Below are 25901 nucleotides of genomic sequence, written 5' to 3'. Positions count from 1 at the left end.
AACCATTTATGACCAAGCAGCTCGCCATTCTGGCATGTAATTGCCTCGCCGTGCGGCAGGCAGCACGTTCGATTTCTGCCCTGTATGACCGCCACCTGGCGCCGATGGGCCTGAGTTCGTCGCAGTTCAGCATCCTGGCCGCCATCAACGAAGCGCCGGGTATCGCTGTGCAGGAACTGGCGGATGTGCTGGTGATGGACCGGACCAGCATGGTGCGCGCGCTGCAACCGCTGACGCGCGACGGCTACCTGCTGCAACAGCCTGACCCGGCTTATCCGCGCAAGCTGCTGTTGTCGTTGACGGCGGCGGGAAGCGCCACTTATCAGCAGGCGCACGCGCACTGGCTGGCGGCGCAGGCAGAATTCGAAGCCGGGGTCGGCGCGCCGGAAGCAGCGGCATTGCGTCAGCAGCTGGCCGCCTGGAGCCGGAAACCCTAAACCCCAAGCCAATAGGTATGCGATAAGCATGCAATAAGCGCGGCTTGCCGCTTGACAGCGGTATCGCGCCGTTTTACTATCCACTTAATCTATCTACCGATAGATAGTTAACTCTCAAGGACTATCATGACGATCCAACGCACGACTTCTTCACGCCGGACTTTGCTCGGCTCCCTGGCTGGCCTGGCCGCTTTCACTGGCCTGGTCGCTGCCGGCACGCAAGCCGCCGCAGCAAGCGCCAAACCTGCCGGCCAGGCCGCGCCGGCGCGTCTCAGCGCCAGCACGCTGACGCTGAACGACGGCACCACGCTGTACTACAAGGATTGGGGCAGCGGCCCGGCAGTGGTGTTCAGCCACGGCTACCCGCTGTCGGCCGATGCCTGGGAATACCAGATGCTGTTCTTGATGCAGCAAGGCTACCGCGTCATCGCCTTTGACCGCCGCGGCTTCGGCCGTTCGAGCCAGCCGGCCGGTGGTTACGACTACGACACCTTTGCCGACGACCTGGCGGCCTTGATTAACGCGCTCGACCTGAAGCAGGTAACGCTGGTGGGCCACTCGATGGGCGGTGGCGAAGTGGCGCGCTATATCGGCCGCCACGGCGAGCAGCGTGTCGCCAGAGTGGCGCTGGTGGCGGCGGTGACGCCATTCCTGTTGCAGACGCCGGACAATCCGGGCGGCGCCCCGAAAGCCTTGTTTGACACCTTCCGCGCCGCCGTGCAGGCCGACCGCTCACAGTGGAACAAGGACGTCACCATGCCGTACTACAGCTACAACCGCGCTGGCGCCAAGGTGTCGGAGGGCGTGCGTGACGATTACTGGCGTCAGGGCATGAATACCGGTGTGCTGGCGGCCTACCACGCCATCACCGCCTTCTCCGAAACCGACTTCCGCGCCGACCTGAAGAAAATCACCGTGCCGACGCTGGTGGTGCATGGCAATGACGACCAGATCGTGCCGTTCGAGATTTCCGGCAAGCTGTCGGCCGGACTGGTGCGCCACGCCACGCTGAAGGTCTACGAGGGAGGCTCGCACGGCCTGCTGATTACGCAGAAAGACCAGCTGAACAGCGATCTGCTGGCCTTCCTGCGCTCCTGATGTTACAGCCCGCCGACGCTGCCGACCGCGCCGAGGATGCTGTTGGCGACCTCGGCGGGATGTGAGATCAGCGCAACGTGGCTGGCGCCGGTGATGGCGCTAATATGGGCTTTGATCTGCGCTGCCTCCGCCTGCTGGAAGGCACCCGGAATGATGATGTCGGCGTCGCCGTACACCCACCACGAAGGTTTGGTTTTCCAGGCGGCCGTGCCGACCTTATCGTCCAGCACGTGGTTGAAGATCGGGCCCTGGACCGAGGTCAGCACATTGCGCTCGGCTTCCGCCACATCCGGCGCGAAGCTGGAAGCAAAGGTGGGCGCGTCGAGCGTCAGGTAGCCGGCACTGTCGACCACCAGGCCTTTTTGCCAGGCGCCGGCCGGGAACGGTTTGGTGATGTCGTTGATCGACTGGCCATCGCCCGGCGCAAACGCCGACACGTAGACCAGCGCCGCGACCTTGCCATCGTTGCCGGATTCGGTGATGACAGCACCGCCGTAGGAGTGGCCGACCAGGACCACCTGGCCGCTTTGCGCGGCAATGGCGCGGCTGACGGTGGCGGCATCATCGGCCAGCGACTTGCGTGCCAGCTGTACTGCCACGACCTTGAGGCCGCGCTGTTGCAACAGCGGAATGACTTTCGACCAGCTGGAGCCGTCAGCCCAGGCGCCGTGCACCAGGACCACGGTGGTCGGCTTGATTTCCGCAGCGACGGTGGCGGCGACAGCGTCGGAGCTGCCGCAGCCGGACAGTGACAGGGTGCCGGACAGCGCCGCCACCGCGAGCGCGATTGCGCCCATGGGTTTCCATAGATGTTTCATGAGGTATTCCTGAGAATGAAAGAAAAAAGTGCCGCGGCGATCAGCATGATAAGCAAGGCCCGCCAGCACGGCCATGATGGCGACGCCGTAGTTCATGCCCCAGCGTCCGAAACCGACCTGCTGTCGCAGGTATTGACGCAGGTGCGCTTACGTGGTGGTGCCGTCTACCGGGCGGAACTCCAGGAACCGTGGGCTTTGCGTTTTCCGGCAGGGGCGGCGCACTTCTATTATGTCGAGCAGGGAGAGGCCTGGCTGCATCTGGGTGACGGCGCGCCGTTACCTCTGGTACGCGGTGACTTGCTGATGCTGCCGCACCGTCACGAGCATGTGCTGGGCAGCAGCGCGGCGCTGGCGGAAAGCGACATCGAGCCGCTCAGCCGCAGCCATTTCGGCGCCACCCGGCATGTGTTGCGTGCCGGGCGGGACGGTGCTCCATGCCGGCTGATCGGCGGCCAGTTCCATTTTGATGGCGATGCGGCCGCTGCCATCCTGGCGGCGCTGCCGCACGCGCTGTATGTGCCCGGCAATGGCGCGGCTGCGCCACCGTGGCTGGATGCGATTACCCGCTTCCTGCTACAGGAGGCCCATGGCGGCGGCCCCGGCTCGGCGTTGATGGTGTCGCGGCTGGTGGACTTGCTGGTGATTCGTGCGCTGCGCTGCTGGGCCGAGCACCAGGAGCGGCATCCCGGCTGGGTCGCCGGCCTGTCGCAGCCGCGCCTGGGGCGGGCGCTGCGTGCCATTCATGCCGAACCGCAGCGGGCCTGGACAGTGCAGGCGCTGGCAAGCCTGGCTGGCATGTCGCGCTCGGCGTTTGCCGAACGCTTTTCCGCCGCAGTGGGACGGGCGCCGCTGCAGTATGCGCAGCACTGGAAGCTGACGCTGGCGCATGACATGCTGGTGCAAGGAGCGCTGGTCACACAGGCGGCGGGGCGCAGCGGTTACGCCTCGGAGGCCGCGTTCAGCCGCGCCTTCAAAAGCCATTTTGGCTATTCCCCCAGCACGGTGCGGACGCAAGGTTCTTGACCGTCATGTGCAATTGCACATATGATGAAACCGGGCCATGCGAATACCTGTGATGACAGCCACATTCGCCATCCAGGCTTCGTCGCCGCATCGCAGGCCAATGCCCGCACTGCGGCTTTTTCAAGCAGTATCTGTAAGGAGTAAACATGCAAGCTTTTCCAGCCATCGCACGCGTCAGCCAGGTGGATGCGGCAGACCGCGCCAGCGCCGTTGATTTCGTCAACCGGGTCAACTGGCTGTTTGAAACCTGGGATGTGGAGGGCATGATCGATGCGTTCACGCCAAACGCCGTGGCCTATCACTTCCACGGCACCATTAGCGGCCACGCCGAGATCCGCCACTTCTTCGAACACGATTATCCCTACCTGATACCTGGCGTGAGCCGGCATGCCACCAATCACATCGTCGATGTGGATGGCGATGGCGTGCAGGTGCGCTATCACAACCTGCTGGTGCGCCACGCGCTGCCGCAGGATGCGCCAGCGCTGGGAGCAGGGCAGGTGATGACCAGCTACGACGGCCTGCCGGCGATCTGGCTGTATTCGCCGATGCGCGACCGTCTGGTGCGCACGCCGGACGGATGGAAGATTGCCGAGCGCTACATCGGCGGCTCCACCACCAACGATGCATTGACCCCGGCCGATACCTCGGCCGCCACTTTTGAAGGACTGATGCCAGTCCTGCCTGTATGACCAACCAGGGAGAAGCGCATGAACCTCATCAAAATGACGTCCAATTTTGCGCCGCCGTTCGCCATGCAGTTCCAGGCGACGATGGCGCAACCTGATCCGGCGAATCCGCCAAGCTTGCGCGCGCTGTCGTTCAGAGAAATGATCAACGGCACGGTGGCCGATGTCGTGGATGCCAACCATGACATGCTGATTTCGAAGGAGGAATACGGCGCACAGATCGTCGCTGCCGGCGGTACGCAGGCACAATCGGATGCCTTGTACCAAACACTCGACCTCAATCGCGATGGTCAGGTGTCTTCATTCGAGCTGCGCGACAGCCTGAAGGACCCGACGGCGGGCACCAGCCACGCCGCGCTGGTGCAAGGCTTGCTGGACCAGATCCACGCGGGTCTATCGACCGCGCGGCCTGCGGGCACGGTGCTGGACGCGCAGGGGCAGGTGGCTGACGTGGCGGCGGTGATGCGCTACGTGTATGCCCACTCCTCCGGCAACGTCGACATCGCCTGAAAGGAAAGGAGTCCCTCGGGACTCCTTTTTTTGCTTACTGGCCGCTGCGGTGCTTCACGCTTGGACGTTCGGCCAGCTTGGCCTGCCAGGCTTTCAGCGCCGGGTATTCGTCGGTGACCGTGATGTTGAGGAAAGCGGCGTGCAACAGCGCGGCGTAGACGGTGATGTCGGCCATCGAGAACTGCTCGCCGGCCAGGTAGGGCGTCTTGGCCAGGATGCCGTCGAAATAACGCAGGCCATTCTTGAATTTCTCCAGTTGGCGTTCGCCCCATTCCTTGCGGCCCGCCCATTCCGGCGCTTTGTAGGGCTGCAGCGCGGCGCCCAGGCCCGGCGTGGCGTAGTGGAAGTAAATACCAATGCCATCGATCATCCAGTCATCGGCGCGTTTCTGCATCATGTGGATCATGGCTTTTTCGCGCGGCGTCTTGCCGGTCAGGACCGGGTTGCCATCCAGATTGTCCAGGTACTCGGTAATCGCCACGCATTCGGCGATATAAGCGCCGTCATCCAGTTCCAGCACCGGCACCACGCCGTTGGGATTCTTGGCCAGGAAAGCTGGTTGCTTGTGTTCAGCGGCCATCAGGTCTACCGGAACGAATTCAAACAGCTGGTCGATGCCTTTCTCGGCAAGGACAATGCGGATACGGGCTGGATTGGGGAAGCCTGGGGTGTCATAGATTTTCATGGTTTTCTTTCAGAATGTCTACCTCTCGGTAGATAGATTAGAATAGCCGTTAGAAAGACGATTCTGGAAATGTCTATCTATCGGTAGATAGATAATAATTCCGGAGCTTTTGTCGCGTCAAGTAGAATTTTTCAAGGATCAGGTATGGCAAGCGATAAAAAACAGGAAGTGATGATGGCGGCAAGACTGATGGTGCAAGCGCAAGGCTACAACGCGCTCAGCTTTCGCGATCTGGCCGAGGCGGTCGGCGTCAAGAGTTCCAGCATCCATTACTATTTTCCCACCAAGGGCGACCTGGGGGCGGCGCTGGCGCGTCAATACACCGAAGAGTTCCTGGAGTACCTGAATGGCCTGCTGGAACAGGGGCTGGACTGGCGCACCTGCGTGGACAGGTACGCCGACGTGTTCCGCGACACGCTGTTGCGTGAAAATCGCATGTGCATGGCTGGTGTGCTGGCAGCGGAACGGCCCAGCCTGGCGCCGGAAGTAAGGGTGGAAGTCGAGCGCTTCACGGAACAGATCGTTGGCTGGCTAGGCCGTGTCCTGGCGCTCGGCCACCCGAAAATGGATGCCGAAGCGCTGAAAGGGCGGGCGTTCGCGGTCTTCTCGGCGATTGAAGGCGCGCAGCTGGTAGCACGCGGCTGTGACGATGTGACAGTGTTCGACAAGACGCTGGCCGCGTATCGGACCGCCGGTCTGCTGCCGTAACGTATCGCGCTATCTGAGCTATGATAGGGGAGAGTTAACTTACGGAAAGTCCTCATGCTGAAAGTTTTTGCCTCCCTCTCGCTGCTGCTGGCCTTGGCCAGCGCCCAGGCCGCCGATTATCCTGCCCCGGTCGAGGGCGATTTCACGCTGAAGAATTTCCAGTTCGGCTCTGGCGAAAAGCTGGCCGAGCTGCGCATTCATTACCGCACGCTGGGCAAACCTGAGCGCGATGCGCAGGGTGTGGTGAAGAACGCCGTGCTGATCACGCACGGCACCGGCGGCACGGGCGCCCAGTTCCTGCGGCCGGAGTTTGCCGGCGAGCTGTTCGCAGCGGGCGGCGTACTTGACGCCAAGCGCTACTACATCATCCTGACCGATGGCATAGGCCACGGCCAGTCGAGCAAGCCTAGCGATGGCTTGCATGCGCGCTTCCCGCATTACGGCTACAACGATATGGTCGACGCTCAGTACCGTTTACTGACGGAGGGGCTGGGTGTGCGTCACCTGCGGCTGGTCATGGGCACGTCGATGGGCGGCATGCAGTCATGGGTCTGGGGTGAACGCTATCCGCGCTTCATGGATGCGCTGATGCCGCTGGCCAGCGTGCCGACGCAAATATCGGGCCGAAACCGCGTCTGGCGGCGGGTGGTCATCGACGCCATCCGTAACGATCCGGAGTGGAAGGGCGGCGAGTACAAGACTCAGCCGCAAAGCCTGCGCACCGGCGTGCAGATGCTATATCTGATGGGGAGCAACACCGTTCAGCGCCAGGTGCAGCTGCCGACCTTGGCCGCCGCCGACACCGCGCTGGACAGCTATGTGGATAGCGCCTTGAAGACCACCGACGCGACCGACCTGATGTACCAGCTGCAAGCCTCGCTGGACTACGATCCGGCGCCAGGGCTGGAAAAAATCGAGGCGCCGCTGTTGGCCGTCAACAGCGCCGATGATCTGATCAATCCTCCCGAGTTGAACCTGCTCGAAACCGGCATCAAGCGCGTCAAGCGCGGCAGCGCGGTGGTCCTGCCTTATACCGATGCGACCAAGGGGCACGGCAGCCATACGATCGCGGCGCTGTGGAAGCAATATCTTGAGCAGTTGTTGGCGCAAAGCGCCAAGTAAATCCATCGGCATCCGTGCGTTAGCGCACATAGCTAGCACGTTTCAATCTGGAAAGCCACTGGACTTTGTTGCTTTTTTGCGCTATACTTGACGTTAATTTACAACAGATATCGCAGTAATCTCTGCACCGGGCCTTGCGCCCAACCCTCTGCGCGTGGCTAAAAGTCCTGTGACCCAGCCTCTTTTAGCGCGCACATGACACCTCGGCATACCGGCACATGCTTGCCGGTTCCCCGTGTCTCCCCTGTTCCGTTGCTTGCGCGCGCTTCGCGTGCGCCGTGGTATCGCCGACGGTACAGGGTTCGCTGATTCCCATTGCCAGCCTCAGGCTCGCCGGGCGTCATTCCATTCGTCAAATCGAAGGAGAACCACAACGTGGCTAAACAAATCATCATCGACCATGTCTTTAAAGTATTCGGCGACCAGCCCGAAGAGGCGCTCGCGCTCGTCCGCCAGGGCGCCAGCAAGCAAGACATCCTGGCCAAGACCGAATGCACGATCGGTGTGTTCGACGCCACTTTTACCATTGAAGCAGGCGAGGTATTTGTCATCATGGGCCTGTCCGGTTCCGGCAAGTCGACCCTGGTGCGCATGCTGAACCGCCTGATCGAGCCGACTGACGGTCGCATCCTGATCGACGGCAACGATATCAACACGCTGCCCGACGCGCAGCTGCGCGCCTTGCGCCGCAAGGACATCAGCATGGTGTTCCAGTCGTTCGCGCTGCTGCCGCAAATTACCGTGCTCGACAACACGGCGTTCGGCATGGAACTGGCCGGCATGCCCAAGGCCGAGCGCCATGCGCTGGCGCTGCAAGCGCTGGAGCAGGTGGGCCTGGCGGGCTACGCCGGCAGCTATCCGGATGAACTGTCCGGCGGCATGCAGCAGCGGGTCGGCCTGGCCCGTGCGCTGGCGTGCGATCCATCGATCCTGCTGATGGATGAGGCGTTCTCGGCGCTGGACCCGATCATGCGCACCGAAATGCAATCGGAGATCCTGCGCCTGCAGCAGATCAAGCGCCGTACCATCGTCTTCATTTCGCACGATCTCGATGAAGCCATGCGCATCGGCGACCGCGTCGCCATCATGAAAGATGGCCACGTGGTGCAAGTCGGCACGCCGGAAGAGATCCTGCGCAAGCCCGCCAACGATTATGTGCGCAGCTTCGTGCGCGGCGTCGATGCGGCGGCGGTCTTCAAGGCCAGCGACATCGCCCGAAAGAGCCAGATCGTGGTATCGGAGTCGCCAAGTCGCGGTGCCCGCGCGGCGCTGTCGATGCTGGAAGATCAGGATCGCAGCTATGCCTACGTGGTCGATCCGAAACGCAAGTTCCTCGGCGTGGTCTCGGCCGATTCGCTGCGCTGCGCGCTCGACGGCCACACCGGCCCGTTGGGCCTGCCGCATGCCTTCCTGCCGGACGTGCAGTCGATCAGTGCCGATGAGCCGGTTGCCGGCCTGTTCGGCCAGGTGGCGCAACTGCCTTACGCCGTGCCGGTGGTGGCCAACGATGGCAGCTTCCACGGCGCCATCAGCCGTACCACGCTGCTGAAGTTCCTCGATCCGACGACGCCGCCGATTGCCGAACAACAAAAACAGAAAGGACACGCATGAATCCGAATTCCGTTACCGCAGTAGCACCGGTGGTTGAACAAGCGGCCCAGATCAATCCATGGCTGCCAACGCCGCCAACCGACACCGCCTGGCTGGACGCCGCCAAGCCGGCTGTCACGGCCGAGCACGCCAGCGGCTTGCAGCAGCTCTTTGATGGCGGCTTGCCGCTGGAGTCCTGGATCAACCAGGGCCTCGGCTGGGTGGTCGAGCATTGCCGCCCATTCTTTCAGGCGGTGCGCGCGCCGATCGACGCCACGCTGAATGGCGTCACCGATGTGCTGATGGCGGCGCCATCGCTGACGGTGATCGCCATCATCGGCCTGCTGGCATGGCAGTTCACCAGCCGCGCGCTGGCGATTGGTACAGTGCTGGCGCTGCTGGTCGTCTCGATGCTGGGCGTGTGGCCGGAAGCGATGACCACCTTGTCGCTGGTGCTGACTTCGCTGGCGTTCTGTCTGCTGATCGGTTTGCCGCTGGGGATTTTCCTGGCCAGCAGCGACCGTGCGCAAAACATCCTGCGCCCATTGCTGGACGCCATGCAGACCACGCCGGCCTTCGTGTACCTGGTGCCGGTGGTGATGCTGTTCGGTATCGGCAATGCGCCGGGCGTAATCGTTACCATCATCTTCGCGCTGCCGCCGCTGGTGCGCCTGACCAACCTCGGCATCCGCCAGGTGCGTCCCGACCTGATCGAGGCGGCGCGCGCTTACGGCGCTTCGCCGTGGCAGTTGCTGACCCGCGTGCAGTTCCCGCTGGCCATGCCATCGATTATGGCCGGTATCAACCAGTCGCTGATGCTGTCGCTGTCGATGGTGGTGATCGCCTCGATGATCGCGGTGGGCGGCCTGGGCCAGATGGTGTTGCGCGGCATTGGCCGCCTGGACATGGGCCTGGCCACCGTTGGCGGCCTCGGCATCGTGCTGCTGGCGATCACGCTAGACCGCCTGACGCAAGCGATGGGCCAGCCCCGTCGCGGCGTGCGCCACTGGTATCAGACCGGGCCGGTGGGCTTTGTGCTGCGCCTGGTGCGCGGCATGAGGGCGCGCGGCGACGCCGCTGCGTCAGCCAAGACCATCACCGCACAATAAGAAGAAAGGAACCGTATGGATCGCATCGAACAATTTAAAGCTACCTACAAGTCGCAACGCAAGTTGCATTGGATGTCAGCACTGGCGCTTGCCGTGCTTGCGCTGACCACCAGCGTGGCGATGGCGCAAACGCCTGACGCCGCGCTGCCCGGCAAGGGCATCAAGGTGCAAGCGCTGCAAAGCTCGCTGGCGGAGGAAACCTTCCAGACCATGCTGGTCGACCGCGCGCTGGAAAAGCTGGGCTACGAGCCGCAGCCGATCAAGGAAGTGGAGTATCCTACTGCCCACATCGCCATCGCTAATGGCGATGCGACTTTCCTGGCGGTCCACTGGGACCCGCTGCACAAGGATTACTATAACAACGCCGGCGGCGACGCCAAGCTGCTGCGCGTGGGCGAATACGCCGGCCCGGCCGCGCAAGGCTACCTGATCGACAAGGCGACGGCCGAGCGCTACAACATCACCAATATCGAGCAGTTGCGCGATCCCGGCCTGGCCAAGCTGTTCGACCACGATGGCGATGGCAAGGCCGACCTGACCGGCTGCACGCCGGGCTGGGGCTGCGAGGCGATGATCGAAAACCATATGGACGCCTACAAGCTGCGCGCGACGGTCAGGCACGTGCAGGGCAGCTATGCGGCGCTGATGGCCGATACCATCGGCCGCTACAAACGCGGGGAATCGGTTTTGTACTACACGTGGACGCCGTATTGGGTCAGCGGGGTGATGGTGCCGGGCAAAGATGTGGTGTGGCTGCAAGTGCCGTTCTCGTCCAATCCGGACCAGGCCAATACCCGCCTCAACGACGGCAGCGACTATGGCTTCGCCGTCAATACTACCCGTATCGTCGTCAACCGCGCCTGGGCTGAGAAAAATCCGGCAGCCGTGAAGCTGTTTGAAGTCATGCGCTTGCCGATTGCCGATATCAATGCGCAAAACGAGCGCATGCGCGACGGCGAAAACACCCAGGCGGATATCGTGCGCCATACGGACGGCTGGATCAAGTTCCACCAGCAGCTGTTTGACAGCTGGATCGCGCAGGCGCAGGCGGCCGCCAAGCTGCCTTAGTCTGGTGGCGCCCGGCAATCAATTTGTTGAGTAAATTCGTCGGCGCAAGCCATGGCAAGCGTTTAGCTAATATATTAGTGCGCAACCTGGATTAAATGGACGGCGCGATGAACCACAATTTACGATGCATAGTTGCCTTGCTGCTGGCCGTCGTTGGCGTGCAGGCGCAGGCTGGCGAGGTGTACAACTTCAATCCCGGCTGGCGTCTGGCGGTGGGTGATCCCGCCGGCGCCGCGCAGCCGGATTACAGCGATCAAAGCTGGCAAGCCGTTACGCTGCCGCGCGCATGGAATGAGGACGACGCCTTCGGCAAGGATATCGTCGACCATACAACCGGCATCGCCTGGTATCGCAAGCATTTCAAACTGCCGGCCAGCGCGCGCGGCAAGAAGGTATTTTTGGAATTCGAAGGCGCGCGGCAGGCGGCCGAGGTATTCGTCAATGGCAAGCGTTTGGGCTTGCACGAAGATGGCGTTACCGCCTTCGGCTATGACATCAGCGCAGCGCTGGCGGAAGGCGACAACGTGGTGGCGGTGCGGACCGACAATCGCTGGGAATACCGCGAGGCGGCCACCGGTCAGCGCTATCAGTGGTCCGACAAGAACTTCAACGCCAACTATGGCGGCCTGCCGAAGAACGTGCGCCTGCATGTGACGGACCGGCTGTATCAGACCCTGCCGCTGTTTTCCTCGCTGGGCACTACGGGCGTCTACGTGTACGCCCGCGATTTCGACATTGCCGGCCGTAGCGCCACGATCAGCGCTGAATCGCAGGTGCGCAACGAGCACGATGCCGCACGCACCTTCGGTTACGAGGTTACGCTGCGCGACGCCAGCAACAAGGAGGTGGCGCGTTTCGCCTCCGCGCCTCGCACCGTGCAGCCCGGCGAAACGGCGGTGGCAAGCGCCAGCGCCACGGTCAAGGGATTGAATTTCTGGAGCTGGGGATACGGTTATTTGTACCAGGTCGAGACCACGCTGAAGGTGGACGGCAAGGTGGTGGATCGCGTACAGACGCGCACCGGCTTCCGCAAGACCGCGTTTGGCGAGGGCATGGTCAAACTGAATGACCGCGTGCTCCAGATGAAAGGCTACGCGCAGCGCACCTCCAACGAGTGGCCTGCGGTGGGCATGTCGGTGCCTGCCTGGTTGAGCGACTACAGCAATGGCCTGGCGCTGGAAAGCAACGCCAACCTGATACGCTGGATGCATATCACGCCTTGGAAGCAGGACGTGGAGTCGCTGGACCGGCTGGGACTGATGCAAGCCATGCCGGCCGGCGATTCGGAAGCGGACGTCACCGGCCGGCGCTGGGAGCAGCGGCTGCAAGTGATGCGCGACGCCATCATCTACAACCGCAACAATCCCAGCGTCATATTTTACGAGAGCGGTAATCGCGGCATCAGCGAAGCGCATATGCGCGAGATGAAAGCGCTGCGCGACCAGTACGATCCGCATGGCGGGCGCGCATCCGGCAGCCGTGAAATGCTCAGCGCCGCCTTGCAGAAAGTCTCCGAATACGGCGGCGAGATGTTATATATTAACAAGAGCGCCAATATGCCGATGTGGGCGATGGAATATTCGCGCGATGAGGGCGCGCGCAAGTTCTGGGACGAATTCACGCCGCCTTACCACAAGGACGGCGACGGCCCGCTTTACAAAGGCCAGAAAGCCGCATCCTACAACCGCAACCAGGACAGCCACGCGATCGAGAACGTGCAGCGCTGGTATGACTACTGGCGGGAACGGCCAGGCACCGGCATGCGGGGGTCCTCCGGCGGCGTGAATATCATTTTCTCGGATAGCAATACCCATCATCGTGGCGCCGAAAACTACCGCCGCAGCGGCGAAGTGGATGCGATGCGCATTCCCAAGGATGGCTTCTACGCCCATCAGGTGATGTGGGATGGCTGGGTAGACATTGAGCGGCCGCGCCTGCACATCATCGGCCATTGGAATTACGCGCCCGGCGTGGTCAAGCCAGTGATGGTGGTTTCCAGCGCAGAACGGGTCGAGCTGTACCTGAACGGCAAGCTGCTTGGCAGCGGTAAGCAAAGTGCACGCTTCCTGTTCAGCTTCGAGCCGGTCGCCTGGCAGCCGGGCGAACTGAAGGCCATCGGCTATGATGCCGCCGGCAAGCAGGTATGCGAGCAGGTCCTCGTCAGCGCAGGCGCTCCGTCTGCGCTGAAACTGACTGCGACAACCGCGCCGCAGGGCCTGAAGGCGGATGGCGCCGACCTGGCGCTGGTGCAGGTGGAAGTGGTGGACGCACACGGCCGCCGCAATCCGGTGGCGCTGGACACGGTGACGTTCACGCTGGACGGACAGGCGGAGTGGCGTGGCGGCATCGCAGAGGGCCCGGGTAACTACGTGCTGGCGAAGGCGCTGCCGGTCGAGGGTGGCGTCAATCGCGTGCTGTTACGCAGTACCACGCAGGCCGGCAAGATCGTTTTGCGCGCCAGTGCACCTGGCTTGGCGCCGGCGGTGCTGACGCTCGACAGCAAGCCAGTCAAGGTGCAGCATGGCCTGGCACGTCAGCTACCTTCGGATGGCCTGCCGCTAAACCTGAAACGCGGCCCGACGCCATCGACGCCACCATTTACCGTATCGCGCGTGGCGGTTCCTGTTATTGGCGCCATGGCGGACAGCAATACGGAGGCCGCCGCCAATTCCTATGACGATGATGAAACCACGGTATGGAGCAGCAAGCCGGGGCAGGGCACGCCCGCTATCACCTACAAGCTTGCCGAGCCATCCACGCTGAACGAGGTCACGCTCAAGCTGTCCGGCTGGAAGGAGCGCCGCTATCCGTTGCGCATCAGCGTCGATGGTGAGCTGGTGTACAGCGGCTTCACGCCGGAGAGCCTGGGCTATGTCACGCTGCCGCTCAAATCGCATCGCGGCAGCAACGTCAAAGTGGAGCTGAATGGCGAGGCGGATGAAAGCAATGCCATCAAGCTGACCGAAGTGGCCAATCAGGCTATTACCGACACCGGCGCGAATCGCACACCGAAGGGCGTGCTGTCCATCGTCGAAATTGAGTTCTACCGGAAGCCATGATGCGGACCTTTGGCTTCGTCAATGCCGTCAAGATCATTCGCGAACCGGGTAGCGAGACGGTGCTGGACGCCTGGCGCGGCGCTGGCCAGCCGTTGGGCAACCATAGCTGCAGCCACTTAAGCCTGACGCGCGCGCCATCGTTTGAAGCGTGGCAGGAAGACGTCATTGCCGGCGAGCCTGTCGACCAGGGCATTGTCGCAATGAAGGCCAATTCGATGCAGGTATTTGCCGCGTCATTCCGCAAGTGCTGCTGACGCACCTGGGCGGCTGGAGTGCGGTGACGCTGCCGGATGTGATGGCCCGACTGGACGCTGCGGGCGCCCGCTACGTTACGCTGCAGCAGGCCCAGGCCGACCCAGCCTATGCCGAAACTGGCAGCAGCAGCCTGGTCGCACGCGCCCCAAAACAGCGCGGTATGACATTGGCGGTGCCAGAGCAGTCGTCCGAGCCGGCGCTGGACGTCAAGTCACTCTGCCGCTGAAGCTAGCGTTGCTGCGCTGTTGCCGGCGGCGGCGTCATGCCTTCGCCCAGGAAGAAGCCCGGATGCGGCGGCTGGTTATAGCCGGCATTCTGCGCCGCCACCTGCACCCGGTACTGCGTGTCGTGCATCAGCGTCGGCAGGCGATGGGTGGTCGGCGTGGTGGTACTGAATATCAGCAGCGCGTCGTTGCTGGCGCTGCGCCAGACCACTTCCTCGCGCCAGTCGCCAAACAGGTCGGCGGTCAGCACAGGCGTCGCTTTGGTGCCGTTGTTGGAGGCCGCGCCGTAGTCTGCGCCATCCAGCAGCAGCTTCAGTTGCTGCGTCTGCGGTTGCCATTTGGCGATGCGCGTGCCGTCCAGCGTTTCGCGCAGCAGGTCGCCATCCCACCACAAACCGAAATTGACGGCGCGCGGATGGACTGTCGAGATTTGCGTGCCATCCGACGCCATCAGGCCGCCAACGCTGGCCCAGCACTCATTGCCGGGATGCGCGGCGTCGATATCCATGCAGACGCCCCGGCCGACATCGCTGCCATTGCCGTCGACGCTCCACAATATACGGCCGGTGGCAGCGTCGTGCATTTCGATGCCATGACCTTTGTAGCAGGATGGGGTTTCGTGCACCATGAAGACCTGTAATCCCCGCTGGCCGGGTTGATGCTGGCCGACATGCAGCGCGTCGCCGTGGCACAAGCCGGTGCTGTACAGAAGGCGGCCATCGCTGCCGATGGTGGCTGCGCCGTAGATCAGGTCATCGCGGCCATCGCCATCGGCGTCGGCCACGGCCATCCAGTGCGCGCCCTGGCCGGCGGCGGCGCTGTTGCCAGGAGCGTCGCTGTCGAACAGCCAGCGCTGTGTCAGCTTGCCGCCGCGCCAGTCCCAGGCGCTCAGCACCGCGCGCGTGTAGTAGCCGCGCGTGAAGACGGCGCTGGGACGCGCGCCATCCAGATAGGCGACGCCGCCAAGAAAGCGGTCGACCCGGTTGCCGTACTTGTCGCCCCAGGCTGCCACCTCGCCGCGCGGCGGCGTGTAGCTGGTGGTGGCGAGGGCGGCGCCGGTTTTGCCGTCGAATACGCTGAGGAATTCCGGGCCGTCCAGCACGTAGCCATCCTTGTTGCGATAGTCGGCCGAGGCTTCGCCGATGATGCGGCCGGTGCCGTCGCGGGTGCCGTCGGCGGTTTTCATCATCACCTCGGCGGGGCCGTCGCCATCGAAATCGTAGGCCAGGTAGGTGGTGTAGTGCGCGCCGGCGCGGATATTGCGGCCCAGATCGATGCGCCATAACAGCGTGCCATCCAGCCGGTAGGCATCCAGCAGCGTCGGGCCGGTGTAGCCTTTGTGGGAATTGTCGTGGGCATTGCTGGGCTGCCATTTGACCAGCAGCTCGTAGCGGCCGTCGCCATCGAGGTCGGCGGCCGAGCCATCGTTGACGATGTAGTTGTAGCTTTCGCCATCGGGCGTGACGCCATCCGCCGGCTTTTGCAGCGGCACGCGCAAATAGGGCTGGGGCCAGGCTGGTACAGGCTGCCCGGCTTTGCCGCCTGCCGGCACCACCGTGTAGCTGGCATCGGCGCCGCCCTTGGCGTCCAGGTAGTTGGTCGCGTCCAGTGCTTGCGCGTTCAGCTTGACGCCGTCGCGGTACAGGTTGAAAGCCAGTGTGGCCGGTTCGTCGGCCAGAGCCCGCCAGCTGATGAAGTTGCCGCCATCGGTATGGATCGCCACCACACCGCGATCCAGCTTTTCAATTTGGCGGGGAGGGGCGGCGACGGCGACGGCGGTGGACAGGATCAGCAGGCCCAGCGCAAACGTGTGCGCTTGCCGCAACAGGGGAAAAATCTCGACGGAAGATGCCATGAATATGCGATACCTATGCGATACGGCGTGGTGTGAACTGTCGACGAGTATCGGGAATGCCAGGTATCGATGTCAACCGCCCGGCGCATTTAATCACGGATGTGATTTTGATGGCGGTTTAGCCATAATCAGCTATATTGGTGTATCTGTGTGGCAAAAAACCTGCGGCGTCTCCTATTATATGTCTTATATAAGAGTTGCTGGTGTATAATGGCGCTCAGTACAGGCGGTCGATCATTGCCTGCCCTGCAATCAACCCTGACGAGAACTCTCATGCTAGCTGCTTATCGCGCCCACGTTGCCGAACGTGCATCCCTTGGTATCCCTCCGCTGCCGCTGTCGGCCGCCCAGACTACCGATCTGGTGGAACTCCTGAAGAACCCGCCAGCCGGTGAAGAGCAATTCCTGGTCGACCTGATTACCAACCGCGTTCCTGCGGGCGTGGACGATGCCGCCAAGGTGAAAGCCGCTTTCCTGACCGCCGTGGCCAAGGGCGTTGAAGCCTCGCCGCTGGTGTCGCGCGAACTGGCAACCAAGCTGCTGGGCACGATGCTGGGCGGTTTCAACATCAAGCCGATGATCGATCTGCTGGCAGACGACGTGGTGGGCGATGTGGCCGCCGAAGGCCTGAAGAAAACCCTGCTGATGTTCGACTACTTCCACGACGTCAAGGAATTGGCCGACAAGGGCAATGCCCGCGCCAAGGGCGTACTGCAATCGTGGGCGGACGCCGAGTGGTTCACCTCGCGTCCTGAAGTGCCGCAAAGCCTGACCCTGACCGTATTCAAGGTCTCCGGCGAAACCAATACCGACGACCTGTCGCCGGCGCCTGACGCCACCACCCGCCCGGACATTCCGATGCACGCGCTGGCGATGCTGAAAAACCCGCGCCCAGGCATCAACCCTGAAGAGCCGGGCAAAGTCGGCCCGCTGAAGCAGCTGGAAGCACTGAAAGCCAAGGGCAACCTGGTCGCCTACGTTGGCGACGTGGTGGGCACCGGCTCGTCGCGTAAATCGGCCACCAACTCGGTGCTGTGGTTCACCGGCGAAGACATCCCATTCATCCCGAACAAGCGTTTCGGTGGCGTATGCCTGGGCACCAAGATTGCGCCGATCTTCTACAACACCATGGAAGATGCCGGCGCATTGCCGATCGAGCTGGATGTGACGCAAATGGAAATGGGCGACGTCATCGAACTGCGTCCATATGATGGCAAGGCACTGAAAAACGGCCAGGTCATCGCTGAATTCAAGGTCAAGTCCGACGTGTTGTTCGACGAAGTGCGCGCCGGTGGCCGTATTCCGCTGATCATCGGCCGAGGCCTGACCACCAAGGCGCGTGAGTCGCTGGGCCTGCCGGCATCGGACCTGTTCCGCCTGCCGCAGAATCCGGTCGATACCGGCAAAGGCTACTCGCTGGCGCAGAAGATGGTTGGCCGCGCATGCGGTCTGCCGGACGGCAAGGGCATCCGCCCAGGCACCTACTGCGAACCGAAGATGACCACCGTCGGCTCGCAAGACACCACCGGTCCGATGACCCGCGACGAGCTGAAAGACCTGGCTTGCCTGGGCTTCTCGGCTGACCTGGTGATGCAATCGTTCTGCCACACCGCTGCTTATCCAAAAGTGGTGGACGTGAAGATGCACCGCGAACTGCCAACCTTCATCGAAAACCGTGGCGGCGTGGCGCTGCGTCCTGGCGACGGCGTGATCCACTCGTGGCTGAACCGTCTGCTGATGCCGGACACCGTCGGCACCGGGGGCGACTCGCACACCCGTTTCCCGATCGGTATCTCGTTCCCGGCAGGTTCCGGCCTGGTGGCGTTTGCCGCCGCCACCGGCGTGATGCCGCTGGATATGCCTGAATCGGTGCTGGTGCGCTTCAAGGGCACGATGCAGCCAGGCGTGACCCTGCGTGATCTGGTCAACGCGATTCCCCTGTACGCGATCCAGCAAGGCATGTTGACCGTGGATAAAAAAGGCAAGAAGAACATCTTCTCCGGCCGCATCCTGGAAATCGAAGGCCTGCCAGACCTGAAGGTTGAGCAAGCATTCGAATTGTCCGACGCGTCGGCAGAGCGCTCGGCAGCCGGTTGCACCGTGCACCTGGATAAAGCGCCGATCATTGAGTACATGACCTCGAACATCACGCTGATGAAGTGGATGATCGCCAATGGCTACCTGGACAAGCGCACGCTGGAGCGCCGTATCAAGTCGATGGAAGCATGGCTGGCCGATCCACAATTGCTGTCGCCGGATGCCGATGCCGAATACGCTGCCGTCATTGAAATCGATCTGGCCGACATCCATGAGCCTATCGTCGCCTGCCCGAACGATCCGGACGATGTGAAGACCCTGGCCGACGTGGCTGGCGCGAAGATCGACGACGTGTTCGTCGGTTCGTGCATGACCAATATCGGTCACTTCCGCGCCGCGTCGAAAGTCCTGGAAGGCAAATCGGATATCCCGGTTCGCCTGTGGATCGCGCCGCCAACCAAGATGGATGCGCAACAGCTGACAGCCGAAGGCCACTACGGCACGCTGGGCCGCACCGGTGCCCGCATGGAAATGCCGGGCTGCTCGCTGTGCATGGGTAACCAGGCGCAGATCCGCAAGGGCGCGACCGTGATGTCGACCTCGACCCGTAACTTCCCGAACCGTCTGGGCCTGGAAACCAATGTGTACCTGGGTTCCGCAGAACTGGCGGCGGTGTGCTCGGCCCTGGGCCGCATCCCGACCAAGGAAGAGTACATGTCGCACATCGGCGTGATCGACAAAAACGCCGACGACATCTACCGCTACATGAACTTCGACCAGATCGAAGAGTTCCGTAGCGTAGCGGATACGGTGCAAGTGTAATCCTGTCCGGCAGAAGATGCCGGCCTTGGCCCCACCAGGTTGATCGCAGCCTGGTGGGGCTTTTTCTTGGCGCGGAGGTTCGCGCCCGCACAATCCGCGCCGGGCGAATGTGAGATAGTAGGGGATGGATACCAAAATAACTCCCCGTTCCGATGTGCGCCAGGCCTCGATCGTGCGACAGGGCCTTGAGTGGGCACGCACCTATGGCCAGCGTAGCGCCGCCGCTTATCTGCTCGTGCGTAACGTGCCACGCGCGGTGGTCGAGCGCATTTTCTCCACCGCCTGCCGCCGGGACGACCGCGCTTGATGAATCTGGCGCCGGATGACGACGCGCTGGTGGAAGCACGTCGCTTCAACCGCAAGCTGGCCTGGCTGCCGCGCTTCAAGATCAGCAACCGCGTTACACCTGCCCTGATTCAGGGACTGCTGCGCGTGTCACAGCTTGGTGCGCGCCTGAAGTCATCGATCCGCGTCGAGCAAGGCTTGGCGCACGCCGACGGCCTGCACGTTCCTGTGCGTATCTTGCGTGGCGCCCGCCCGCCGCGTGGCGTCGTTCTGGACTTTCACGGCGGCGGCTGGGTCATCGGCAACGCCCAAATGAACGATGAACTCAACACCGAACTGGTAACGGCGTGCGATGTAGTAGTCGTTTCGGTCGACTACCGGCTGGCCACCACCGCGCCGCTGGCCGACATCATGGACGATTGCCTGGCGGCCGCACGCTGGCTGCTGTCCGATGGCCTTCCCGAATATGCCGGTCTGCCGGTCTACGTGCTGGGCGAATCCGCCGGTGGCCACCTGGCAGCGGCAACGCTGCTGCGCCTGAAAGCCTGGCCGGAATTATTGCGACGCGTCGATGGCACGATTCTGTATTACGGTGTTTATGACCTGGCTGGCACACCCAGCGTGCGCGACGCCGGTCCCGATACGCTGGTGCTGCACGGTGCCAGCATGCTGGCTTCGCTGCGTCTGCTGACGCCTGACCTCAGCGATGAACAACGCCGCCAGCCACCGCTATCACCGCTATACGGCGACCTCGCCCGCATGCCCGCCGCCATCATGTTCGCCGGCGAGCGCGACCCGCTGCGAGATGACACCATGCTGCTTGCCGAACGCTGGCGCGGCGTCGCCGAAGTCGAATGCCATCTGCTGCCGGAAGCGGCGCATGGCTACATCCGCTTCCCGATCCGCATGGCGGCCGAAACGCGCAGCCGGGTGCACGCCTGGCTGCGGGAAAGATACGAAAGCGGAAGGTGACTTACATGGTCAGCACGATCTTGCCGACATTCAGGCCATCCTCCATACGCTGCTGGGCGACACCGGCTTCCGCCAACGGATAGACGCTGTCGATAACCGGCGTGAGGCCATCCTTGACGAAGTGCGTCAGCCAGCGTTCTTTGAAGCGGCGCGACATGGCGTGCTTGACTTCCTGTGGACGCGACTTCATCACCGTGCCGATGATCTGCAAGTGGCGGTACAGCAGCCGGTCCAGCGGGATCTTTGTGTCATCGATGCCGCCCATGATGCCAATCTGTACCAGGCGGCCGCCAAAGGTCAGTGAATTGACATTACGCTCGAAGTAGGGCGCGCCAATGAAGTCTAGGATCACATCAACGCCGCGATTGTCGGTCAGCCGCGCTACCACTTCGGCAAAGTCCTCGTCGACATAGTCGATGGCGTGGTTGGCGCCCAGACGATGTACCAGCGCGTGGGCCTCCTCCTGCGCGGTGGTGATGACGTTGGCGCCGACCGCGTGCGCCAGCTGCACCGCAGCACCGCCAACGCCACCGGCGCCGGCATGGATCAGCACCGTCTCGCCAGCTTGCAGCTTGCCAAGGTGGATCAACGCCTCGTGCGCCGTGACGAAGACTTCGGTAATGGCGGCCGCCTGAATGTAGTCCAGACCTGCCGGAATCGGCATCGCCATGCGATAGTCGATGCGCGACACCTCGGCGTAAGCACCGCCGCCAACGATGCCCATCACGCGGTCGCCGACCGCGAAGCCTTGCACGTTCTCGCCGACGGCGATGACGTCGCCAGCGATCTCCAGGCCCATGATGGTCGAGTCGCCGAAGTCCGGCCAGCCGTAGCCGCCTTTGCGGTGCGTCAGGTCGGCGCGGTTGACCCCGGCCGCGCGGGTGCGCACCAGCAGGTCGTCGGGGCGCAGCACCGGCTCCGCCACTTCGCCGATCTTGAGGACGCCGGCAGCGCCAAACTGGTCAAAAATGATTGCTTTCATGATGAAATTCCTTTAAGCGTCGTTGAGTGCCGCGTTGGCATAGGCGGAGGCGGTGATGGCGGCAGGGAAACCGGCATAGAACGCCAGGTGCGTGATGGCCGCACTGAGTTCGGTCTTGGTCAGCCCGTTCTCCAGGCCGCGGCGCAAATGTGCCGGCAGTTCGTTCGGATGGTTCATCGCTACCAGGCAGGCGATGGTAATCAGGCTGCGGTCGCGCGGCGACAGGTCGGGATCGGTCCATACCTGCGAGTACAGTGGATGCTCGACGAATTCGGTCAGTTTCGGCGTGAATGGGCGGGCGGCAGCGCGTGGGCTGGTGAAGTCGATGGCTTTCATGGAACTCTCCTTTAGATCTGGCTGATGAATTTGTTGGTCAGGTAGTGGGCGATGCCCTCGACGCCGCCTTCGGAGCCGTGGCCGCTTTCCTTCATGCCGCCGAATGGCAGTTCGGTGGCGATGATGCGGTACTGGTTGATGCCGATCATGCCGGCTTCCAGGCCATCGCCGACGTCCAGCGCGGTGCGGGCGTCGCGGGTGAACGCATACGCAGAAAGGGCGTAAGGCAGGCGGTTGGCCTCGGCCAGTCCATCTTCCAGCGTATGGAACGGGCGCAGCACGGCGATCGGGCCGAACGGTTCCTCGTGCATGATGCGGGCGCTCATCGGCACATCGGCCAGCACCGTGGGCTGGAAGAAGTAGCCGGGACCGGCCATGCGCTTGCCGCCCGCCAGCACGGTCGCGCCTTGCTCGACCGCGTCCGCCACCAGCGATTCCATTTTGGCCAGCTGGCGCGGATTGGCCAGCGGGCCGACTTGCGTACCGGGTTCCAGGCCATTGCCGATCACCAGTTGGTTGGTGGCGTCGACAAAGCGGGTGACGAAGCGCTGGTAGGCGTTGCGCTGGATCAGGAAGCGCGTCGACGAGATGCAGATCTGGCCGGTGCCGCGAAAGCGGTTGGCGGCGCCACCCACGGCTGCCGCCTCGATATCGGCATCCTCAAACACCAGCACCGGGCCATGGCCGCCCAGTTCCAGCGTGATCGGCTTGACACCGGCTGCGGCACGCTCCGACAGCAGCCGGCCGACCGGTATGGAGCCAGTAAAAGCCACTTTGCGTATCACCGGCGAGGCAATCAACTGCGCCGATACCATGTCCGGCACGCCAAAGACGATTTGCAGCACGCCTTTCGGCAGGCCCGCGTCATCCAGGCAGCGCGCCAGCGCCAGTGCTGTGGCCGGGCTTTCTTCACCGGGCTTGAGGATGACGCTGCAGCCGGCCGCCAACGCGGCGGACAGTTTGCGCGCCGGCGTAATGGCAGGGAAGTTCCAGGGCGTGAACGCGGCCACCGGGCCAATCGGCTGTTTCTTCACCAGTTGCTGCACACCCGGCCGATTGGCAGGGACTACGCGGCCGTCGATACGGCGCGCTTCCTCGGCAAACCATTCAAAGTATTCGGCGGCGCGCAGCACCTCGTCGCGGCTTTCGGCCAGTGGTTTGCCTTCTTCCAGCGTCATCAGCGTGGCGATATGTTCGGCGCGTTCGCGCATCAGTGTGGCGCCGTTGCGCAGGATGCGCGCCCGTTCGGCAGGCGCGGTGCGGCGCCAGATCGCGAAGCTGTCGCGCGCCGTGGCGAGGGCCAGGTCAAGGTCGGCGGCGGTGGCCAGCGGCAGGCGGCCCAGCGTGGCGCCGTCGGCTGGATTGACGACGGCTGCGGTGTCGCGTTCGCCCGCATCCAGCCAGTCGCCATTGATGAACAGGTACAGCGGGTCGTAGATATACTTAGGCATGATATTTCTCCTTGTCGGGGTTTGTTAGCATGTGAAACAGAATAAAACTGGAAGGCGTCGGTGATAAGACGGTCTTTCCCAACAACCGCTATGCAAGGAATGCACAGATGCAGTCAGAAAAATTTGCCGAGTTCCTGGGCGTGTTTGTCGATGTCGCGCGCGAGGGCAGCTTCTCCGGCGCCGGCCGGCGGCGCGGCCGCACACCGTCATCCATCGGACGCCAGATCGACACGCTGGAGACGCATCTGGAAACGCCGCTGTTCCTCCGCTCGACGCGTCTGCTGACGCTGACCGACGCTGGCGAGGCCTTGCTGGTGCGCGCCCGGCAGATCCTCGACTCGCTGGCTGACGCGCAGCAGGAGCTGGCATCCATGAAAGGCGCGGTGACCGGCATCCTGCGGGTGGCGTGCTTTCCCACTTTCGGCAAGCGCTACGTGCTGCCCGCGATGGGCGAGCTGGCGCGCCAGTATCCGGGTCTGCGGCTGGAACTGGACCTCACTGAACGGCTGGCCGATCCGGTGGTGGAACGGCTGGACCTGGTGATACGCATCGGCGACATGGCCGACAGCACCCTGATCGCCAGCCGCATTGCCACGCAAACCCGGGTGCTGTGCGCCAGCCCGGCGTATCTGTCGCAGGCTGGCAAGCCGGGCACCTTTGCCGATCTCGCCGCGCACCGGCTGATTGACAAGCTGCACGGCGCCGACCTGCTGTGCTGGAGCGACGTGCTGGGACACCCGGCGCGCGCCAGCAATTGCCAGCCCATCTTCGCCTGCGATGATTTCGAGGCCATGCGCCTGGCCGCGCAGGAGGGCATGGGCATTGCCTATCTGCCGGATTGGGTGGCGGGTCCCGACATCAAAGCCGGCCACCTGGTGCAGCTATTCCCGGACTGGTCGGCGCAGCCGCGCGCGCGCACCGGCATCCATGCCTTGCGCGCGCTACGCCAGCCGCCGGCGCGGGTGACGGTATTCCTGGATGCGTTGCGCGCCTTCATCGGCCATCCGGCAAGCTGGGCGCTGGACACTCCGGCGGATGCGCCGAACCGCGCACATATTTGATTGAATTGGCGGATTTCCAAATATCGGCCAGCGCGGTGATAGACTAGCCATCTATCTGTTTTCGATGTTATTCGATAATGATCATTTCTTCCGCCACCGACTTCCGCGAGGCCGCGCGCCGCAAGCTGCCGCCGTTCCTGTTTCACTACCTTGATGGCGGCGCCGGCGCGGAGCAAACCTTGCGCGCGAATGTAGACGACTTGCAGCAAGTCAGGCTGCGCCAGCGCGTGCTGCAAGGCTCGGAGCAGCTGGACCTGTCGGCGGAATGGTTTGGCCAGCGTCAGGAATTGCCGATAGCGCTGGCGCCGGTCGGACTGGCCGGCATGTATGCGCGCCGTGGCGAAGTGCAGGCGGCGCGGGCGGCCAGCAAGCGCGGGATTCCCTTCATCCAGTCGACCGTCTCGGTTTGTCCGCTGGCGGAGGTGGCGCAGGCGATCGAACAGCCAATCTGGTTTCAGCTGTATGTGCTGAAGGATCGCGGCTTCATGCGCGACGTATTGCAGCGCGCCGATGCGCTGGGCGCCACCACGCTGGTGTTCACCGTCGACATGCCGGTGCCGGGCGCGCGCTATCGCGATGCGCACAGTGGCATGAGCGGCCCATATGGCGCGCAGCGGCGCATCATGCAGGCGCTGACGCATCCACGCTGGGCCTGGGATGTCGGCTTGCTGGGCAGGCCGCACGATCTCGGCAACATCTCCGCCTATCGCGGCAGCCCGACCGAGCTGGAGGATTACATCGGCTGGCTGGGCGCCAACTTCGATCCGGCCATCGGCTGGAAGGATCTGCAGTGGATACGCGATGAGTGGAAGGGACCGATGATCATCAAGGGCATTCTTGAAGCAGATGATGCGCGCGATGCGCTGGCCTTCGGCGCTGACGGCATTGTCGTCTCGAATCACGGCGGCCGCCAGCTGGACGGCGCCTTGTCGACTGCCCGCGCGTTGCCGGCGATCGCCGAAGCGGTCAAGGACAAGATGACCATCTTCGCCGATGGTGGTGCACGCACCGGCACGGATATCTTCCGCTTGCTGGCCTTGGGTGCGGACGGCGTGCTGCTGGGCCGTGCCTTTATCTACGCGCTGGCGGTAGGCGGCCAGGCCGGCGTGGAAAAGCTGCTGGCCATCCTGGAAAAAGATATCCGGACCAATATGGTGCTGACCGGCGTGAAGTCGGTCAAGGAAATCGGTCCGCATCTGCTGGCCTAGCATCTGCTTGCCTTGGCACCAAATTTGCCACTATACTAAAAAGCTCATCGTCCATGAGCTTGCACATGCTTCTCGCAATCCAACAATCTGGCGCACTTGCCGTCACGCTGTCGCGTGTGCGCAAGGCCGTCGTTTGCGTGTGCATTGCGCTGTTCCTGTTTCAGCTTGGCGTCACTGCCGGCCACCGTCACGAGGCGACTGAATCCAAGGCGCATTGCGTGCTTTGCCATGCTGCCACGCCTGCGCTGGGTGATCTGCCTGCCGCCGGCGCCACGCTGCTGGCGATCTTCCTGGCGATTGCCTACGTTCTTGCGCGCCTGCCCGAGGGTGTACGCCGCGCCGCCCCGGCCTATCTGCGTCCGGCCAGCCAGGGGCCTCCTGCCTCCGTCCTGATCCTCCACTAAGCAACCTGTCTGTTCGGGCGCTGTGCGCCTGCGCGGCCGTGTATCCGTATATTCCGCCTGCCCGCTGAAGGGTGGCGGCTTTGCTTTCGTCCA

25 protein-coding genes are annotated in these 25901 nt (G+C 63.1%); 19 read left to right on the top strand and 6 right to left on the bottom strand.

Annotated elements, in window-relative coordinates:
- Window positions 1–8: 8 nt before the first annotated feature.
- Both BLS51_RS01380 and BLS51_RS01375 read left to right on the top strand, forming a co-directional pair.
- Window positions 9–437, top strand: coding sequence for a MarR family winged helix-turn-helix transcriptional regulator (locus BLS51_RS01380; protein WP_090179548.1), 429 nt, complete (start codon window positions 9–11; stop codon window positions 435–437).
- 126 nt (window positions 438–563) lie between these two features.
- Window positions 564–1535: an alpha/beta fold hydrolase gene (locus tag BLS51_RS01375; RefSeq protein WP_090179553.1), complete on the top strand. Its 972-nt coding sequence runs from the start codon at window positions 564–566 to the stop codon at window positions 1533–1535.
- A gap of 2 nt (window positions 1536–1537) precedes the next feature.
- On the opposite strand, the gene BLS51_RS01370 is transcribed toward BLS51_RS01375, so the two are convergent.
- Window positions 1538–2332: an alpha/beta fold hydrolase gene (locus BLS51_RS01370; RefSeq protein WP_217636413.1), complete on the bottom strand. Its 795-nt coding sequence runs from the start codon at window positions 2330–2332 to the stop codon at window positions 1538–1540.
- 66 nt (window positions 2333–2398) lie between these two features.
- Between BLS51_RS01370 and BLS51_RS01365 the strand changes: the two genes are divergently transcribed.
- The 3 genes from BLS51_RS01365 to BLS51_RS01355 all read left to right on the top strand — a co-directional run bounded on the left by BLS51_RS01365 (window position 2399) and on the right by BLS51_RS01355 (window position 4575).
- Complete coding sequence (locus BLS51_RS01365; RefSeq protein ID WP_175472487.1) at window positions 2399–3376, top strand: AraC family transcriptional regulator; 978 nt, start codon at window positions 2399–2401, stop codon at window positions 3374–3376.
- A gap of 146 nt (window positions 3377–3522) precedes the next feature.
- Window positions 3523–4068 carry a nuclear transport factor 2 family protein gene (locus BLS51_RS01360; protein ID WP_090179560.1) on the top strand — a complete coding sequence of 182 codons (546 nt, stop codon included), beginning with the start codon at window positions 3523–3525 and terminating at the stop codon, window positions 4066–4068.
- 18 nt (window positions 4069–4086) lie between these two features.
- Window positions 4087–4575: an EF-hand domain-containing protein gene (locus BLS51_RS01355; protein ID WP_090179563.1), complete on the top strand. Its 489-nt coding sequence runs from the start codon at window positions 4087–4089 to the stop codon at window positions 4573–4575.
- A gap of 34 nt (window positions 4576–4609) precedes the next feature.
- Here the strand turns inward: BLS51_RS01355 and BLS51_RS01350 are convergent, their stop codons facing one another.
- The gene (locus tag BLS51_RS01350; RefSeq protein WP_090179567.1) at window positions 4610–5260 is read right to left on the bottom strand and encodes a glutathione S-transferase family protein; all 651 of its coding nucleotides are present in this window, start codon (window positions 5258–5260) and stop codon (window positions 4610–4612) included.
- A 144-nt stretch (window positions 5261–5404) separates the two neighbouring features.
- Between BLS51_RS01350 and BLS51_RS01345 the strand changes: the two genes are divergently transcribed.
- The 8 genes from BLS51_RS01345 to BLS51_RS01310 all read left to right on the top strand — a co-directional run bounded on the left by BLS51_RS01345 (window position 5405) and on the right by BLS51_RS01310 (window position 14397).
- Entirely contained in the window at window positions 5405–5968 is a 564-nt protein-coding gene (locus tag BLS51_RS01345) for a TetR/AcrR family transcriptional regulator (RefSeq protein ID WP_090179570.1), read from the top strand.
- 54 nt (window positions 5969–6022) lie between these two features.
- The gene (locus BLS51_RS01340) at window positions 6023–7090 is read left to right on the top strand and encodes an alpha/beta fold hydrolase (RefSeq protein WP_090179574.1); all 1068 of its coding nucleotides are present in this window, start codon (window positions 6023–6025) and stop codon (window positions 7088–7090) included.
- 375 nt (window positions 7091–7465) lie between these two features.
- On the top strand, window positions 7466–8701 hold the full coding sequence (proV, locus tag BLS51_RS01335) for a glycine betaine/L-proline ABC transporter ATP-binding protein ProV (protein ID WP_090180807.1): 1236 nt from the start codon (window positions 7466–7468) through the stop codon (window positions 8699–8701).
- Complete coding sequence (gene proW / locus BLS51_RS01330; protein WP_090179577.1) at window positions 8698–9789, top strand: glycine betaine/L-proline ABC transporter permease ProW; 1092 nt, start codon at window positions 8698–8700, stop codon at window positions 9787–9789. The genes proV and proW overlap by 4 nt, the downstream gene beginning before the upstream one ends.
- Before the next feature lie 15 nt (window positions 9790–9804).
- Window positions 9805–10857 (top strand): glycine betaine/L-proline ABC transporter substrate-binding protein ProX, encoded by a 1053-nt coding sequence (gene proX, locus BLS51_RS01325; protein WP_090179580.1) that lies wholly within the window; start codon window positions 9805–9807, stop codon window positions 10855–10857.
- 107 nt (window positions 10858–10964) lie between these two features.
- Window positions 10965–13916 carry a glycoside hydrolase family 2 protein gene (locus tag BLS51_RS01320; protein ID WP_090180811.1) on the top strand — a complete coding sequence of 984 codons (2952 nt, stop codon included), beginning with the start codon at window positions 10965–10967 and terminating at the stop codon, window positions 13914–13916.
- The gene (locus BLS51_RS01315; protein ID WP_090179583.1) at window positions 13913–14170 is read left to right on the top strand and encodes a polysaccharide deacetylase family protein; all 258 of its coding nucleotides are present in this window, start codon (window positions 13913–13915) and stop codon (window positions 14168–14170) included. The genes BLS51_RS01320 and BLS51_RS01315 overlap by 4 nt, the downstream gene beginning before the upstream one ends.
- On the top strand, window positions 14161–14397 hold the full coding sequence (locus tag BLS51_RS01310) for a hypothetical protein (RefSeq protein WP_090179586.1): 237 nt from the start codon (window positions 14161–14163) through the stop codon (window positions 14395–14397). The genes BLS51_RS01315 and BLS51_RS01310 overlap by 10 nt, the downstream gene beginning before the upstream one ends.
- Window positions 14398–14399: 2 nt before the next feature.
- Here the strand turns inward: BLS51_RS01310 and BLS51_RS01305 are convergent, their stop codons facing one another.
- The gene (locus BLS51_RS01305; RefSeq protein WP_090179589.1) at window positions 14400–16250 is read right to left on the bottom strand and encodes a rhamnogalacturonan lyase; all 1851 of its coding nucleotides are present in this window, start codon (window positions 16248–16250) and stop codon (window positions 14400–14402) included.
- 273 nt (window positions 16251–16523) lie between these two features.
- Here BLS51_RS01305 and BLS51_RS01300 point away from each other — a divergent pair, with 273 nt between their 5' ends.
- The 3 genes from BLS51_RS01300 to BLS51_RS01295 all read left to right on the top strand — a co-directional run bounded on the left by BLS51_RS01300 (window position 16524) and on the right by BLS51_RS01295 (window position 20366).
- Window positions 16524–19109, top strand: a complete 2586-nt coding sequence (locus BLS51_RS01300; RefSeq protein WP_090179592.1) for a bifunctional aconitate hydratase 2/2-methylisocitrate dehydratase — start codon at window positions 16524–16526, stop codon at window positions 19107–19109.
- 124 nt (window positions 19110–19233) lie between these two features.
- Window positions 19234–19416 (top strand): hypothetical protein, encoded by a 183-nt coding sequence (locus BLS51_RS29155; protein WP_139168630.1) that lies wholly within the window; start codon window positions 19234–19236, stop codon window positions 19414–19416.
- Entirely contained in the window at window positions 19416–20366 is a 951-nt protein-coding gene (locus tag BLS51_RS01295; RefSeq protein WP_090179595.1) for an alpha/beta hydrolase, read from the top strand. Before BLS51_RS29155 ends, BLS51_RS01295 begins: the two co-directional genes overlap by 1 nt.
- 1 nt (window position 20367) lies before the next feature.
- Here BLS51_RS01295 and BLS51_RS01290 read toward each other — a convergent pair whose 3' ends face one another.
- From BLS51_RS01290 to BLS51_RS01280, 3 genes are read right to left on the bottom strand one after another with little or no spacing between them, the layout of a single operon-like run.
- Window positions 20368–21348, bottom strand: coding sequence for an NAD(P)H-quinone oxidoreductase (locus BLS51_RS01290; protein WP_090179599.1), 981 nt, complete (start codon window positions 21346–21348; stop codon window positions 20368–20370).
- A gap of 12 nt (window positions 21349–21360) precedes the next feature.
- The gene (locus tag BLS51_RS01285) at window positions 21361–21684 is read right to left on the bottom strand and encodes a carboxymuconolactone decarboxylase family protein (RefSeq protein WP_090179603.1); all 324 of its coding nucleotides are present in this window, start codon (window positions 21682–21684) and stop codon (window positions 21361–21363) included.
- Window positions 21685–21695: 11 nt separating this feature from the next.
- The gene (locus BLS51_RS01280) at window positions 21696–23135 is read right to left on the bottom strand and encodes an NAD-dependent succinate-semialdehyde dehydrogenase (protein WP_090179606.1); all 1440 of its coding nucleotides are present in this window, start codon (window positions 23133–23135) and stop codon (window positions 21696–21698) included.
- Between the two features lie 107 nt (window positions 23136–23242).
- On the opposite strand from BLS51_RS01280, the gene BLS51_RS01275 reads away from it, so the two are divergent.
- The 3 genes from BLS51_RS01275 (at window position 23243) to BLS51_RS01265 (ending at window position 25808) form a co-directional block, all read left to right on the top strand.
- Entirely contained in the window at window positions 23243–24196 is a 954-nt protein-coding gene (locus BLS51_RS01275; protein ID WP_090179612.1) for a LysR family transcriptional regulator, read from the top strand.
- Window positions 24197–24273: 77 nt separating this feature from the next.
- Window positions 24274–25404: an FMN-dependent L-lactate dehydrogenase LldD gene (gene lldD / locus BLS51_RS01270; protein WP_090179615.1), complete on the top strand. Its 1131-nt coding sequence runs from the start codon at window positions 24274–24276 to the stop codon at window positions 25402–25404.
- Window positions 25405–25469: 65 nt separating this feature from the next.
- Window positions 25470–25808 (top strand): hypothetical protein, encoded by a 339-nt coding sequence (locus BLS51_RS01265; RefSeq protein WP_090179618.1) that lies wholly within the window; start codon window positions 25470–25472, stop codon window positions 25806–25808.
- The last annotated feature ends 93 nt before the right edge of the window (window positions 25809–25901 follow it).

This window comes from Duganella sp. OV510, assembly GCF_900100205.1.
GTDB lineage: Bacteria > Pseudomonadota > Gammaproteobacteria > Burkholderiales > Burkholderiaceae_D > Rugamonas.
This window is presented reverse-complemented; position numbering and strand designations above follow the sequence as displayed.

Coding starts and splice junctions, on each gene's coding strand:
- proX (WP_090179580.1), top strand. CDS start 9,805: ATGGATCGCATCGAACAATTTAAAGCTACCTACAAGTCGCAACGCAAG.
- BLS51_RS01300 (WP_090179592.1), top strand. CDS start 16,524: ATGCTAGCTGCTTATCGCGCCCACGTTGCCGAACGTGCATCCCTTGGT.
- BLS51_RS01320 (WP_090180811.1), top strand. CDS start 10,965: ATGAACCACAATTTACGATGCATAGTTGCCTTGCTGCTGGCCGTCGTT.
- BLS51_RS01305 (WP_090179589.1), bottom strand. CDS start 16,250: ATGGCATCTTCCGTCGAGATTTTTCCCCTGTTGCGGCAAGCGCACACG.
- BLS51_RS01340 (WP_090179574.1), top strand. CDS start 6,023: ATGCTGAAAGTTTTTGCCTCCCTCTCGCTGCTGCTGGCCTTGGCCAGC.
- BLS51_RS01290 (WP_090179599.1), bottom strand. CDS start 21,348: ATGAAAGCAATCATTTTTGACCAGTTTGGCGCTGCCGGCGTCCTCAAG.
- BLS51_RS01350 (WP_090179567.1), bottom strand. CDS start 5,260: ATGAAAATCTATGACACCCCAGGCTTCCCCAATCCAGCCCGTATCCGC.
- BLS51_RS01345 (WP_090179570.1), top strand. CDS start 5,405: ATGGCAAGCGATAAAAAACAGGAAGTGATGATGGCGGCAAGACTGATG.
- lldD (WP_090179615.1), top strand. CDS start 24,274: ATGATCATTTCTTCCGCCACCGACTTCCGCGAGGCCGCGCGCCGCAAG.
- BLS51_RS01355 (WP_090179563.1), top strand. CDS start 4,087: ATGAACCTCATCAAAATGACGTCCAATTTTGCGCCGCCGTTCGCCATG.
- BLS51_RS01295 (WP_090179595.1), top strand. CDS start 19,416: ATGAATCTGGCGCCGGATGACGACGCGCTGGTGGAAGCACGTCGCTTC.
- proW (WP_090179577.1), top strand. CDS start 8,698: ATGAATCCGAATTCCGTTACCGCAGTAGCACCGGTGGTTGAACAAGCG.
- BLS51_RS01380 (WP_090179548.1), top strand. CDS start 9: ATGACCAAGCAGCTCGCCATTCTGGCATGTAATTGCCTCGCCGTGCGG.
- BLS51_RS01265 (WP_090179618.1), top strand. CDS start 25,470: ATGCTTCTCGCAATCCAACAATCTGGCGCACTTGCCGTCACGCTGTCG.
- BLS51_RS01280 (WP_090179606.1), bottom strand. CDS start 23,135: ATGCCTAAGTATATCTACGACCCGCTGTACCTGTTCATCAATGGCGAC.
- BLS51_RS01285 (WP_090179603.1), bottom strand. CDS start 21,684: ATGAAAGCCATCGACTTCACCAGCCCACGCGCTGCCGCCCGCCCATTC.
- BLS51_RS01315 (WP_090179583.1), top strand. CDS start 13,913: ATGATGCGGACCTTTGGCTTCGTCAATGCCGTCAAGATCATTCGCGAA.
- BLS51_RS29155 (WP_139168630.1), top strand. CDS start 19,234: ATGGATACCAAAATAACTCCCCGTTCCGATGTGCGCCAGGCCTCGATC.
- BLS51_RS01370 (WP_217636413.1), bottom strand. CDS start 2,332: ATGGGCGCAATCGCGCTCGCGGTGGCGGCGCTGTCCGGCACCCTGTCA.
- BLS51_RS01275 (WP_090179612.1), top strand. CDS start 23,243: ATGCAGTCAGAAAAATTTGCCGAGTTCCTGGGCGTGTTTGTCGATGTC.
- BLS51_RS01375 (WP_090179553.1), top strand. CDS start 564: ATGACGATCCAACGCACGACTTCTTCACGCCGGACTTTGCTCGGCTCC.
- BLS51_RS01360 (WP_090179560.1), top strand. CDS start 3,523: ATGCAAGCTTTTCCAGCCATCGCACGCGTCAGCCAGGTGGATGCGGCA.
- BLS51_RS01365 (WP_175472487.1), top strand. CDS start 2,399: ATGATAAGCAAGGCCCGCCAGCACGGCCATGATGGCGACGCCGTAGTT.